Origin of the sequence: Acinetobacter sp. BHS4 (assembly GCF_018454425.1) — a bacterium.
In the GTDB taxonomy this organism is placed as follows: Bacteria; Pseudomonadota; Gammaproteobacteria; order Pseudomonadales; family Moraxellaceae; genus Acinetobacter; species Acinetobacter pittii.
This window is the reverse complement of the sequence record NZ_CP075323.1, coordinates 1917917-1930475: the sequence shown is the minus strand read 5'-3', so window position 1 is coordinate 1930475 and position 12559 is coordinate 1917917. Positions and strand designations below refer to the sequence as shown.

General features: G+C 36.1%; 14 protein-coding genes and 1 pseudogene. 13 read left to right on the top strand and 2 right to left on the bottom strand.

Features of this window, described 5'->3' with window-relative positions; genetic code table 11:
* The first annotated feature begins 52 nt into the window (after window positions 1–52).
* The 3 genes from KIP84_RS09190 (at window position 53) to KIP84_RS09180 (ending at window position 2445) form a co-directional block, all read left to right on the top strand.
* Window positions 53–382, top strand: a complete 330-nt coding sequence (locus KIP84_RS09190; protein ID WP_002113538.1) for a YbaB/EbfC family nucleoid-associated protein — start codon at window positions 53–55, stop codon at window positions 380–382.
* Window positions 383–391: 9 nt separating this feature from the next.
* Window positions 392–988 (top strand): recombination mediator RecR, encoded by a 597-nt coding sequence (gene recR / locus KIP84_RS09185; RefSeq protein WP_002113756.1) that lies wholly within the window; start codon window positions 392–394, stop codon window positions 986–988.
* Window positions 989–1320: 332 nt separating this feature from the next.
* Window positions 1321–2445 (top strand): HRDC domain-containing protein, encoded by a 1125-nt coding sequence (locus KIP84_RS09180; RefSeq protein ID WP_213689797.1) that lies wholly within the window; start codon window positions 1321–1323, stop codon window positions 2443–2445.
* Window positions 2446–2909: 464 nt separating this feature from the next.
* On the opposite strand, the gene KIP84_RS09175 is transcribed toward KIP84_RS09180, so the two are convergent.
* Window positions 2910–3584: an NAD(P)H-dependent oxidoreductase gene (locus KIP84_RS09175; protein WP_213689796.1), complete on the bottom strand. Its 675-nt coding sequence runs from the start codon at window positions 3582–3584 to the stop codon at window positions 2910–2912.
* A 118-nt stretch (window positions 3585–3702) separates the two neighbouring features.
* On the opposite strand from KIP84_RS09175, the gene KIP84_RS09170 reads away from it, so the two are divergent.
* From KIP84_RS09170 to KIP84_RS09160, 3 genes are all read left to right on the top strand, one after another.
* Window positions 3703–4554, top strand: a complete 852-nt coding sequence (locus KIP84_RS09170; protein ID WP_213689795.1) for a LysR family transcriptional regulator — start codon at window positions 3703–3705, stop codon at window positions 4552–4554.
* A gap of 97 nt (window positions 4555–4651) precedes the next feature.
* A complete protein-coding gene (locus tag KIP84_RS09165) occupies window positions 4652–4918 on the top strand; it encodes a hypothetical protein (protein ID WP_014206661.1) in 267 nt (88 codons plus the stop codon).
* Between the two features lie 178 nt (window positions 4919–5096).
* Window positions 5097–5432, top strand: a complete 336-nt coding sequence (locus tag KIP84_RS09160; protein WP_213689794.1) for a hypothetical protein — start codon at window positions 5097–5099, stop codon at window positions 5430–5432.
* Window positions 5433–5503: 71 nt separating this feature from the next.
* On the opposite strand, the pseudogene KIP84_RS09155 reads toward KIP84_RS09160, so the two are convergent.
* Window positions 5504–5668, bottom strand: a pseudogene (locus KIP84_RS09155) (hypothetical protein).
* 510 nt (window positions 5669–6178) lie between these two features.
* Between KIP84_RS09155 and KIP84_RS09150 the strand changes: the two are divergent.
* The 7 genes from KIP84_RS09150 to aroC all read left to right on the top strand — a co-directional run bounded on the left by KIP84_RS09150 (window position 6179) and on the right by aroC (window position 12492).
* Window positions 6179–6439 (top strand): YcgL domain-containing protein, encoded by a 261-nt coding sequence (locus KIP84_RS09150; protein WP_002113722.1) that lies wholly within the window; start codon window positions 6179–6181, stop codon window positions 6437–6439.
* Window positions 6432–6818 carry a hypothetical protein gene (locus tag KIP84_RS09145; RefSeq protein ID WP_002113949.1) on the top strand — a complete coding sequence of 129 codons (387 nt, stop codon included), beginning with the start codon at window positions 6432–6434 and terminating at the stop codon, window positions 6816–6818. The genes KIP84_RS09150 and KIP84_RS09145 overlap by 8 nt, the downstream gene beginning before the upstream one ends.
* 29 nt (window positions 6819–6847) lie before the next feature.
* Window positions 6848–7699: a MoxR family ATPase gene (locus KIP84_RS09140; RefSeq protein ID WP_002113662.1), complete on the top strand. Its 852-nt coding sequence runs from the start codon at window positions 6848–6850 to the stop codon at window positions 7697–7699.
* A 15-nt stretch (window positions 7700–7714) separates the two neighbouring features.
* Window positions 7715–8902, top strand: a complete 1188-nt coding sequence (locus tag KIP84_RS09135; RefSeq protein ID WP_000498060.1) for a VWA domain-containing protein — start codon at window positions 7715–7717, stop codon at window positions 8900–8902.
* A gap of 36 nt (window positions 8903–8938) precedes the next feature.
* Entirely contained in the window at window positions 8939–10144 is a 1206-nt protein-coding gene (trpB, locus tag KIP84_RS09130) for a tryptophan synthase subunit beta (RefSeq protein WP_213689793.1), read from the top strand.
* Between the two features lie 236 nt (window positions 10145–10380).
* The gene (prmB, locus tag KIP84_RS09125; RefSeq protein ID WP_002113580.1) at window positions 10381–11388 is read left to right on the top strand and encodes a 50S ribosomal protein L3 N(5)-glutamine methyltransferase; all 1008 of its coding nucleotides are present in this window, start codon (window positions 10381–10383) and stop codon (window positions 11386–11388) included.
* Between the two features lie 12 nt (window positions 11389–11400).
* Entirely contained in the window at window positions 11401–12492 is a 1092-nt protein-coding gene (gene aroC / locus KIP84_RS09120; protein ID WP_086264617.1) for a chorismate synthase, read from the top strand.
* Window positions 12493–12559 lie beyond the last annotated feature (67 nt).

The window sequence follows — 12559 nt, the reverse complement described above, 5'->3', positions numbered from 1 at the left end:
TGTGACTATCAATAATACTTGAAATATTTGATAGAGATACGGAGTTAGGTTTATGAATATCAATATGCTTATGCAGCAAGCGCAGCGCATGCAAAAAGATATGGAATCAAATATAAAAAAGGCTAAAGAAGAGCTTGCTCAAACTGAAGTACACGCTGAAGCGGGCGGTGGTTTGGTTAAAGTCACAATGACTGGCCGTTATATCGTAAAACGTATCGAAATTAATCCAGAATTACTTCAAGATGAACCAGACATGATTGAAGACTTAATTGCTGCTGCAGTAAATGATGCTGTGCGTCAAGCAGAAGTGATTTCTGAAGAAAAAATGCAAAAAGCAAATTCTGGTATGGGTTTACCACCTGGCTTAGCGGGCATGTTCTAAGGAAATTCAGTGTTTAGCGATAGATTTGAACAACTCGTTCAAGCTTTACGTATATTGCCAAGCGTTGGTCCGAAGTCGGCTCAACGTATGGCTTTACATCTTTTGATGAAAAATCGAGAAGGGGCATTTGCATTAGCGCATGCTTTACATGAGGCTTCAAGTTATATACATGAATGCAGTGTCTGCCATTCTCTGACTGAACATGAAATTTGTGATATTTGCGCCTCAACTGACAGAGATGATCAGTTATTGTGTGTGGTTGAATCACCAGCGGATGTGATGGCGATTGAGCAAAGCGGTAGCTTTCGTGGAAAATACCATGTTTTAGGTGGCCATCTTTCTCCATTAGATGGTATTGGTCCGGAAGAAATTGGTATTCCTTATCTCATTCAGCGTCTAAGCCAAGGTACTATTGAAGAAGTCATTTTGGCAACTAATGCGACTGTAGAAGGACAAGCGACAGCCCATTATTTGGTAGAGGCGACTAAACATTTACCAATACAAATGACGCGTATTGCTCAAGGTGTACCTCAGGGTGGTGAACTCGAATACGTAGATAGCCATACTTTAAGTCAGGCAGTGCATAACCGCATGAGAATGAAATAAGCATTCCGATGCTTATTTCATTAATGAATGTACTATCAATTTGATTAAATTTATTAATTAAATTCAGTTATTAAACATAAATATTATTCTGTCTTTTATTATTAAAGATAGTTTAAATAAAATATGAATATAAGAATGAAAAAGGTCTTATAAATTTTAAATAAAGAACATTTGGAGATAAATTTAAAAAGTACAAATAAAAGATCAAAAAATTATCTATTTTCGAAAAATTGTTCAAAAATAGAGTATTCATAAAGGTTTAAGTGGCATTTTTCTGCTTCTATGTTATATATACCAGAGTTTAAAGCACTCTTTGCAATACTTGAGAAAGCATGTTTCAGTTTATCCAACAGCAAACCGAATTGGTTGATGTTCTTCAAAAAATGGATCAATGTTCAATATATGGACTTGATACAGAATTTATTAAGGTTGACACACTCTGGCCTAAACTTGGAGTATGCCAAGTCAATGTAAATGGTGATGTCTATCTGTTGGATGGTGTTTCATTAGATCTAAGTCAGTTTTGGAAAAAGATCTTCCTCGCACAGCAAAACATTTTTCATGCATGTGGAGAAGATATTGATTTAATCTATCATTATGCTGATCAAGAAGATTTGCTTAATGTGTTTGATACTCAAGTGGGTCTTTCTTTTTTAGGTTATGGCCTGCAAGTGAGTTACCAAGGTGCTTTAAAACTTTGTCTTGATATTGATATTGAAAAAGATCAAACCAGATCTGATTGGTTAGCTAGACCTTTATCGCCTCAACAACTTTGTTATGCTGCTAATGATGTTTTGTATCTAATGAAGTTAGCTCATCATATTCAAGAGCAGCTTAAGCAGAAAGGGCTTTATAATTATGTTCTTGAGGACTGTAGTAGTCTAACTAAAGAAATCATTAGTGAAACCCCTAATGAGTTACTATATACAGATGTGGGAAATTATCGTCATTCACGTCGTCAGTTAATGCAATTACAAAATTTAAGTGAGTGGCGTGAATACATTGTAAAAGCAACGAATCAGCCACGCAGTTTTATTCTTAGAAATTCAACCATGATTGATATGGTTGAAAAGAACCCACGCAATAGCTTTCAACTTTCGCAAGTTAAAGATATTCGTCCAAACGTAGTTCGCGAGTACGGCAAAACGATTTTAGAACTTCTTAAAGATTTACCAGTCGAAAGCAAATGGCCATCAAAGATTGCAAAACCATTTAAGGTTACGTCTAAAGAGACTTTAAATAAAATGGATATGGTGCTTGCTCATGCAATAAATGAGACTTCTATTCCTAAAGAAGTGTTGCTGAGAAAAAAATGGTTAAACGCCATTCATCAACATGTTCTATCTCAAGGGGATGAACAGGATTTACCCGACTATCTGTTAGGATGGCGTTATGAGTTATTAACGCAACCATTAATCCAATTGTTTCAAGAAGAAAAACAAAGTTTATCTATTTAAAATGCAATAAATAATTAGAAATTTAAAGGCTCATCATATGATGAGCCTTTTTAACTAAAGCATAACCATTCTGTTAAATTTTTAATTAATTACTATTTAAAATGAGCTAATTATAATATCTAAGTATACAAAAAATAGATTTTCTGTAGTTTATCTAAATAATTATTTAATCTAATAAAATTCATAAAATAATGTAATAAAGTAAATATAATTTGAAATTTCAATAATGAATTAAATTAACTTATATAATGAGAAAAATTTAATTGATTAAACATACAGGTCTGTATATTATTGGGTTTAAGAAAAACAACTTCAATTTATATAATATATAACTATAAGTTTGTTTCGGTGCAGAAATGAAAAGCCTACCCAATTGGGTAGGCTTTTTTATTTTTAATGATATGGCTTAGTTAAAGTAACTTAATTTTATGAAATTTAAAAATGAGTATTAAAATCTACAGATATTATCTAAATGAATCAGCAAGTTTAGAAACAACTTCTTCAGCTTTTTGAAAAGCATTTTCCAATGATTCTATATGCCTATGATCTCCAAACTCTTGATACTCAGAAGTAATTTCATAAATTTTTTCTACGCCTAAATATTTGCTCAGTGTACGAATGTGGGGTACAAGATGACTCATATCATGCCGAATCTCATCTTTCTCAAACCCAAATTCACCGCTGGAAGTGATAATAATTAAAATTTTTCCAGCTAAAAGAGGTTGTAAGGGAAAGTCTCCACGAGCTAGGTCAAAATCAAAAGTTTTATTGATACGAATAATTTGATCAAACCATGCTTTCAGTTGAGCAGGCATGCCGTAATTGTACATAGGTGAAGAAATTACAAGAATATCTGAGCTCGAAACTTCTGCTATTAATTGATCTGATATAGATAAAACATCACGTTGAGTTTCGGTCCTTTTATTGTCAGGTGTGAATACAGCATCAATCCAGTCTTGATTAATAAAGGGTGGTGGATTCATTCCTACATCACGATAAATATACTCATCTATAGGCAATTGTTGTTTCCAAGAGTTGATCAACCGACTGGCAATATTTTTTGAAATAGAATTGTGATTTGGGTTGGGGTTACTCGCAGCTCTGACACTAGCATCTATATGTAATATTTTACTCATCATTAATTCCAAAAAGGTTAGGATTTAATTTATTTTGAGTTTTAAAACATAAGTAGACAAACGAGAAAATTACATTTATAGATGATTTTAATTCATTCATAAATGTAAATGGGGAGGAAGCATGCAAGTTTCTTTGCAAGCACTTAAAGCATTTGAATCAGCCGCTCGATTGGGTAGTTTTAAGTTGGCTGCTGAAGAACTCTCGCTTACACCGACTGCAATTTCACATCATGTTGCGAATCTAGAAAGCAGATTAAATGTTGATTTATTTCATCGACAGGTAAGGAAAATAACCCTTACAACGACAGGGCAAAGACTTGCTGGAGCAATTTCTGAAGGATTTCGTAAAATTGAAGATGCACTAGATGAAATAACAGTAAATGGAAACATAGTAAGAGTCGCTAGTACGTCTTCACTAGCTGCAATGCTGCTAATTCCTTCAATAAATGAATTTTATCAATTGCATCCCAATATATCAGTTGAGTTTTCTACAGGTGAAACTTTAGATAATCACTTATATACATTACCTATTCGATATGGCGACGTATCATTGGTCCAGTCTCAAGATATCGTTAAATATGAGTCCTTTAATGTATTTGGTTCATCCAAACTTGATCCGCTTAAATGTTCTAGTAAACCAATAACTTTATTTACGACAGAATGGAAAAATAAGGCGTTACCAAGCCCACCACTAGAGGCTTGGCTTGAGGAAAATGAATGGAACCAAGATAGGATGACAATTAAGAAATATGATCAGGAAATTTTTGGGATACATGAGGCTTTATCTGCTAATGGTTTAGTATTTTGCTCTACTACACTTACCCATAGGTTTGTTAAAGCGAATCTTTTACAGGAGTTTAAAACTAAAGCCGTAGCATCAAAGCTGTGTTACTACATTCAAAATAAGGAGAATCTTAAAAATAGAAATGCGAGAAAATTTATTGAATGGGTAGAAAGTTTATTCAATCAATAAACTTATATCTTTGATTAGTTTCAACTACACAACACTAAAACTTACATAGCCTTTTTATGCTATAAAATTATATAGATTAATAATTAGAGAGATAAATATGCTTAACAACTTTAATGCTGAACAAGCTCGTCAAAATGCTAAAAACTTTAAAATAAATCAAGACGTCATATTGGAAAAAATTTTAACTGGTACTGAGTCTGAATCTAAGGAGGGGAAACGAAAAGCAACTTTCTGGTTTCCTGTTGATGCTATAAGTCCTGATCATCTTACACTGGTTGAAGAGGAGCTTAGAAGCAGAGGTTTTAATGTCTCAACTGATATTGAGCACTCCGGTACCACGATCACAATTGAAATAAGCTTCTAATGAATGATAGTTTTAACTAAACCACTCTTAAAAAGGAGTGGTTTTTTATTGCATGATTTATTGTGAGTTAAAAGAAATTAAATATAAATTTATTTACAATTAAATTTATATTAATCAGGATATTATTTGACAGGTTCTATCTTCTTCTGTAGCTTTACTTTTTAAGTGGAATATGGATATGAACTTCCAAACAATACTTTTATCTTTCAAAAATCAAACTACTGGTACAGATGCATTTAAAGACTTAAAAAATGCATGTGAGCAGTCTCTTAAAGAATCTCAAGATACAAAAGAAAAAGCAGCAGTTTACCTAATCTACGGTTTTGCACGTAGTTATGTAATCTTATATGAAGATGAAGCTGTAACGACCGAATTTGCCCATACTTCTAAAACCCAACTCATCGCTTATATGGAAAGTCTTAATGAGGCTTTATTAAGTCAAGATGATAGCGCTATTTTGAGTGCCTTAAATCAAGTAAGCGATGACTACATAAAAAGCTCTCGCGTCTTCTAGAAAAAAATTAAAACGTCCTTAAATAGAAAATACTTCTTTAGTTTGGCTAAAGAAGTATTTATTTTTATATATTAATGGGACTTTTTCTTACCGCCACCATCTTGTTTGTTGACGGTAGACCATGCAATTCGTTCGGCTTCTTCTTAAGAATGGCCTCTAACTACTTCACTCTCAACAATATGTTTGGCCTGACGTTTTTGCTTTGCTGTATAAGCAGTTTTATCACCACGAGGCATAAGTTCATCCTCCATATCTATGAACAAGATACTTATTATTGAAACATATCTCGCTATTAAACGAGTTAAGTAACGTCTGGTGATGTGTAGTGAAGTAGTTAAAAGTTTTACTCAAGTGTGTATTCTTAAATAGGTGAAAAAGAAATTTATTATTTTGATAGCTTAAGTATAAATCTTGCAAGAACACTATTATCAAATCTTTGATGATGAATACTTTTTTTTAAAATCCAAGAACTGCTTTTATTTTAATAAAATAGATTTTGTATTTTAATATTTAAAATCAAAAACTTATATTGTTTTTATGAAATCTAACTCCTGTTTGGAACAAAGTTATTATCGACCTTAATCAATGTTGTAGGTTAATATTTCTCAAGAATTAAAAAAACGACTGATGCGTAAACAAACCTGCGTGTGTGTGTCGTTTTTTTTCATGTATGCTGTCCTTAGTTCAAGAGTTGATTTGAAATGCACTGTGATATTTATAGATCGAGCAAAAAAGATGAAATGTACATGTATATTGCTCGTCCAAACTATCCTGACAATACGGAACAAGCTGATCCGTTTGAAAATGTTCCTGAAGCTGTTTTACAAGCGTTTGGTCGTGCAACGTTTGTCATGCATTTAGAGTTGGCTCCAACACGTAAATTGGCGCGTGTTAATGTTTTACATGTTTTAGACTCATTACAAACAAAAGGTTTCTTTATTCAGATGCCGCCAGAAGGGTTAATTAACCCGAATGCAGTTGAACCAGAGGGCTTACGTGGTGCGTGAAGATCAAACTGGAATAATGAATCAGTTATTCTCTTTTTTGGATGTTATTCCTGAAGGTGTTATTGCTTTAACAGCTTATGGAATAGGCGCTATTATTGCTTTGTGGTGTTGGTGGCGATTAATGCGCCGTCTTCCTACCACTTTTGGTGCAATTAGCTGGTTGATTGTATTTGCTATTTTAGTTACACCAACAGTGTCTGAAGGACCGAATGCATCTGTAGCACCAGCTATTTTTGGACTTCTTTTTGGTGTTTTAACTAAAGATAGTCCGTTAATTTGGTCAAATTTATCTTTAATTCTGTTTGTAGTTGGTCTAGGTTTGGTGATTGGATATTGTTGGTCAAAATATTCAACAAACAAAAGCATGCGTTCCATCTAACCATTGAAATAGAAAAATAAGGTCTTTACATGTCTGCTGATACCCAACATTTTACCGGTACAGATCAATATATCGCGACTGATAGTCTTAAGCTTGCTGTAAAAGCAGCTCGTGCTTTGCAAAAGCCTTTACTGATTAAGGGTGAACCGGGCACGGGTAAAACTTTACTTGCTGAACAAGTAGCACAAAGTTTGGGTTTAAAACTGATTACTTGGCATATCAAATCTACAACTAAAGCGCAGCAAGGGTTGTATGAATATGATGCGGTTTCTCGTTTAAGAGACAGCCAGTTAGGTGATGACCGAGTTTACGATATTAAGAACTACATTAAACCCGGTAAATTGTGGGAAGCTTTCACCAGTGAAGAGCGTTGCGTATTATTAATTGATGAAATTGATAAGGCCGATATCGAGTTTCCAAATGACTTGTTGCATGAACTCGATAAAATGTCTTTTTATGTTTACGAAACGAATGAAACAATTACGGCAACGCAACGCCCAATTGTAATTATTACTTCAAATAATGAAAAAGAATTACCGGATGCATTCTTGCGTCGTTGCTTCTTCCACTATATTGAGTTTCCAGATGAAGCCACAATGCGAGAAATCATTGCGGTTCATTTCCCAAATATCTCTGCAACACTAGTAAACGAAGCTTTACAGGTTTTCTTTAAACTACGTGAAATTCCTAATTTAAAGAAACCACCATCAACCTCTGAGTTAATTGATTGGTTAAGCTTACTCATGGCAGATGATATGCCTGAAGATGTATTACGTAATCGAGATACCTCTAAAGCTATTCCACCTTTATATGGTGCTCTCATCAAAAACGAGCAAGATGTACAACTTCTCGAACGCTTGGCTTTCATGTCTCGACGTTAAGGGAGGGAGTAACCCATGTTTGTGCGGTTATTTTACACCTTACGTAAATATGGTGTTCCAGTTACCACTCGTGAACTCATTGATCTAAACCGTGCGGTGAGTGAAGGTTTGGTTTTTGCCGACCAAGAAGAGTTCTATCAGCTTGCTAAAACTATTTTAGTTAAAGATGAGCGATTTTTTGATAAGTTTGATCGTGCCATGAAAGATTACTTTGATGGCATTGAAACTTTTGATATCGATGAGTTGCTTAAGCAAGTTCATAAATTACCAAAAGACTGGTTCGATTTAGAACTTCTCGAAAAGCATTTAACACCAGAGCAAAGAGCTGAACTTCAAAAAGCGGGTTCTTTAGAAGAACTGATGAAAATGCTAGAAGAGCGTTTACGCGAACAGCATAAGAAACACCAAGGTGGTAACCGTATGGTTGGCACAGGTGGAACTTCACCTTTTGGAGCTTTTGGTGACCATCCAGAAGGCGTCAGAATTGGTGGGCCGGGGCGTAAACGTTCGGCGGTTAAAGTCTGGGAACAGCGGAAATACCAAAATCTAGATGATGACCAAGTTCTTGGAACTCGTCAGATGCAAATTGCGTTACGACGTTTACGCAAATTTGCTCGCCAAGGCGCAGCTGAAGAGTTAGACGTTGATGGAACTATTCGAGAAACAGCCAAACAAGGTATCTTGGATGTTCAGATGGTGCCAGAGCGTCGCAATCGAATCAAAGTACTGATGTTGTTCGATGTGGGTGGTTCGATGGATGCACACATTGCCCAATGTGAAAAGCTTTTCAGCGCAGCTAAAACCGAATTCAAAACGCTTGAGTACTTTTATTTCCATAACTGTCTTTATGACTATGTTTGGAAAGATAACTACCGAAGAACAGCAACCCGCATGAATACGTGGGATCTGTTCCATACTTACGGACGCGACTATCGTGTAATTGTGGTGGGTGATGCCAGTATGGCACCGTATGAGCTGAAATCGGTAGGTGGCTCGGTTGAATATATGAATGATGAAACAGGTGAGGTTTGGTTACGTCGCCTACGTCAACATTTTGATAAAACAGCATGGTTAAACCCTGAAACTGAAGGGTATTGGCATTACACTCAAACCATTGGTTGGATTAAAGAGATTTTTGAAAACCATATGTATCCAATGACCTTAAAAGGCATTGAGGACTTAACACGCTACCTTTCTCGATAAACTTGATAACTTTAATAATTTAAAAAGAGGGATGATATGCAACATCAAATTAATGGTATTGCTTTGCCAAATGAACAGGGATTTTTTGGTGAATATGGAGGCCAATTTATTCCTCCGCATTTAAAAGAAGCAATGGATGAAATTAATGTTGCTTATGAAGAAATTCGACATACACCAGAATTTCAAAATGAATTATCGGACCTCTTTTCAAATTACGTAGGTCGTCCAAGTCCTTTATTTCACGCAAAACGTCTTTCTGAGCAGTTAGGCGGTGCACAAATTTATTTAAAACGTGAAGACTTAAATCATACGGGTGCCCATAAAATTAATCATTGTTTAGGTGAGGCTCTACTTGCCAAATATATGGGCAAAAAGAAAGTTATTGCCGAGACTGGTGCGGGACAGCATGGCGTTGCTTTAGCCACGGCTTGTGCTTTAGTTGGCATTCCATGTGAAATCCACATGGGGCAAGTAGATATTGAAAAAGAACACCCTAATGTGGTCAAAATGAAAATTTTGGGTGCTCATTTAGTTTCAGTAACACGTGGTACAGCAACCTTAAAAGATGCTGTAGATAGCGCGTTTGAAGAATATTTAAAAGACCCTAAAAATTTTATTTATGCGATTGGTTCTGTGGTTGGACCACATCCATTTCCAAAAATGGTCCGAGATTTTCAATCGATTATTGGTAATGAAATTAAAGAGCAGACGCATCATCGTTTTGGTAAAAACCCAGATTATGTTGTCGCATGTGTTGGTGGCGGTTCAAATGCAATCGGTGCCTTTACAGCATTTCTAAATGATTCGGATGTAAAATTGATTGGGGTTGAACCAGCAGGACATGGTTTAGAAACTCACATGCATTCGGCAACTTTAACCTTAGGTAAACCAAGTCAAATTCATGGTATGGCGTGTTACGTGCTTGAAAATGAAGCTGGTGAACCATTGCCAGTGCATTCTATTGCTTCAGGATTGGACTATCCGGGTGTTGGGCCACAGCATAGTTTCTTAAAAGATTTAGGTCGTGTGGAATATAACACTGCAACTGATCAAGAATGTTTGGATGCTTTTATGACCTTATCGCGTGTTGAGGGAATTGTTCCTGCGCTTGAAAGCTCACATGCTGTGGCTTGGGCAATGCGTGAAGCACCAAAGCTGCCGAAAGAAACCATGATTGTGGTTAATCTTTCTGGCCGTGGAGATAAAGATTCGGATTATGTGGCAGAAAAGCTTAAGCTTTAAACCGACTAAACACAAAACGCGGTCGAACTTCAAAGACCGCTTTTTTATTTCATAGACTAAATCTATCCTTTCTTAAAAGTTCATTATTTCTTAATTAAAACAAAGTATTCTGATTTCAAGCTATGATTGTTAGAGATAGGTGTGTAAAACACTGCTTCACAAGGCAAAGCGTTGCGTTGCTTTGTCTCACTCAGTAGAATAGTCACTTTGCAAAATTTGCCTTTGGAGACGCCTAAGTGGAGCGACCGACGATTAGCCCTGAACATTTACAGGAAGCTGCTGAAAATTTATCTACAATTCGAGATTTTATTCGTTTTGGGGTATCAGCATTACGTCAACATGATGCACATTTAGGACAAGGTACTGAAGATTATTTTGCAGAAAGTTCTGCATTAGTTTTACAAACCTTATCTCTTGAATGGTCAGCAGACTCAGAGATTTTAGATGCTAAGCTTTTGCCAAGTGAAAAAGCAGAATTCTTAAGTTTGTTAGAACGTCGTATTAATGACCGTATTCCGACTTCTTATTTATTAAATTTAGCTTACTTCTTTAATAAGCCATTTTATGTGGACGAGCGTGTACTTATTCCGCGTTCACCAATTGCAGAATTAATTGAACAACGTTTTGCACCATATTGCTTGGATGAAAATGGTCAAATGCGTGAAGCACTTAACAACCTACCAGAAAATGCAAAACCTAAAACTCCACAACGTATTTTAGATATGTGTACAGGTTCTGGTTGTATTGCTGTAGCTTTGGCTTATGCATATCCAGATGCTGAAGTAGATGCAACGGACATCTCGAAAGAAGCTTTAGAAGTAGCATCGATTAATGTTGAACACCATAATAAACAATATCAAGTTGCTTTACTTGAATCAGACCTATTTGCCAAAATTCCAGCTGAAAACCAGTATGATTTGATTGTAAGTAACCCTCCATATGTTGATGCTGAAGACATGGCTGACTTACCGGAAGAGTTTTTACATGAACCTGAGCTTGCATTGGCAGCAGGCCAAGATGGTTTAGATCTTGTGCGTAAAATGCTTGCTCAAGCCGCAGATTACTTAACTGAAGATGGTTTAATTGTAATTGAAGTGGGTAACTCTGAATGGGCTATGCGTCAGAACTTCAATACCATTGATTTCAACTGGCTTACTTTCCAAAAAGGTGGTTCTGGCATTTTTGCTTTAACTGCAGAACAATGTCGTCGTTATAGAAAACTATTTGAACAGCAACAAGCATAAGGAGTTGTACATATGGCAGGGAACAGTATTGGACAACTCTTTCGTGTAACGACATGTGGTGAGTCTCATGGTGTTGGTTTGATGGCAATTGTTGATGGTGTGCCTCCAGGCATTGCATTAACCGAAGAGGATCTACAAAAAGATCTAGACCGCCGTAAACCAGGTACATCAAAATTTGCGACACAACGCAAAGAGCCTGATCAGGTTGAAATTATTTCAGGTGTATTTGAGGGAAAGACTACCGGCACATCAATCGGTTTACTCATTCGTAATACTGACCAAAAATCGAAAGATTATGGCAATATTGCGCAAACTTTTAGACCGGGTCACGCAGATTATACCTATACACAAAAGTACGGTTTCCGTGATTACCGTGGTGGCGGGCGTTCAAGTGCTCGTGAAACTGCTATGCGTGTTGCAGCTGGTGCAATTGCAAAGAAATATTTAGCAGAAAAGTTTGGTGTATTGATTCGCGGTCATGTCACACAAATTGGTAATGAAGTTGCTCAAAAACTGGATTGGGATGAAGTTCCAAATAATCCATTTTTTTGTGGTGATGTAGATGCTGTTCCTCGTTTTGAAGCATTGGTTACATCTTTACGTGAACAAGGTACAAGCTGCGGGGCTAAGCTAGAAATTTTAGCTGAAAAAGTTCCTGTAGGTTGGGGGGAACCCGTTTTTGACCGCCTAGATGCTGATATTGCACATGCGATGATGAGCATTAATGCAGTTAAAGGTGTTGAAATTGGTGATGGTTTTGAAGTTGCTGGGCAGTTTGGTCATGAAACACGTGATGAGCTAACTAGTCATGGTTTCTTAGCAAATCATGCGGGTGGTATTTTAGGTGGTATTTCAAGTGGTCAGACGATTCGAGTCGCCATTGCATTAAAACCTACTGCAAGCATTACAACACCAGGTAAAACGATTAATTTAAATCGTGAAGATACTGATGTGTTAACTAAAGGCCGTCATGATCCGTGTGTAGGTGTTCGAGCAACTCCAATTGCTGAAGCAATGTTAGCAATTGTCTTAATGGATCATTTTTTACGTCATCGTGCTCAAAATGCAGATGTTGTTCCTCCATTTGCTCCGATTGAACCCTAGTCATAATTTATGACTATAGTAAATAAAGCCCCAAATTTAAGTTAAATATGGGGCTTTAATTTTTTAT

Excerpts from the sequence above, each read along its gene's own strand:
- KIP84_RS09190 (WP_002113538.1), top strand. The coding sequence starts at position 53 with ATGAATATCAATATGCTTATGCAGCAAGCGCAGCGCATGCAAAAAGAT.
- KIP84_RS09180 (WP_213689797.1), top strand. The coding sequence starts at position 1,321 with ATGTTTCAGTTTATCCAACAGCAAACCGAATTGGTTGATGTTCTTCAA.
- KIP84_RS09175 (WP_213689796.1), bottom strand. The coding sequence starts at position 3,584 with ATGATGAGTAAAATATTACATATAGATGCTAGTGTCAGAGCTGCGAGT.
- KIP84_RS09170 (WP_213689795.1), top strand. The coding sequence starts at position 3,703 with ATGCAAGTTTCTTTGCAAGCACTTAAAGCATTTGAATCAGCCGCTCGA.
- KIP84_RS09165 (WP_014206661.1), top strand. The coding sequence starts at position 4,652 with ATGCTTAACAACTTTAATGCTGAACAAGCTCGTCAAAATGCTAAAAAC.
- KIP84_RS09160 (WP_213689794.1), top strand. The coding sequence starts at position 5,097 with ATGAACTTCCAAACAATACTTTTATCTTTCAAAAATCAAACTACTGGT.
- KIP84_RS09150 (WP_002113722.1), top strand. The coding sequence starts at position 6,179 with ATGTATATTGCTCGTCCAAACTATCCTGACAATACGGAACAAGCTGAT.
- KIP84_RS09140 (WP_002113662.1), top strand. The coding sequence starts at position 6,848 with ATGTCTGCTGATACCCAACATTTTACCGGTACAGATCAATATATCGCG.
- KIP84_RS09135 (WP_000498060.1), top strand. The coding sequence starts at position 7,715 with ATGTTTGTGCGGTTATTTTACACCTTACGTAAATATGGTGTTCCAGTT.
- trpB (WP_213689793.1), top strand. The coding sequence starts at position 8,939 with ATGCAACATCAAATTAATGGTATTGCTTTGCCAAATGAACAGGGATTT.
- aroC (WP_086264617.1), top strand. The coding sequence starts at position 11,401 with ATGGCAGGGAACAGTATTGGACAACTCTTTCGTGTAACGACATGTGGT.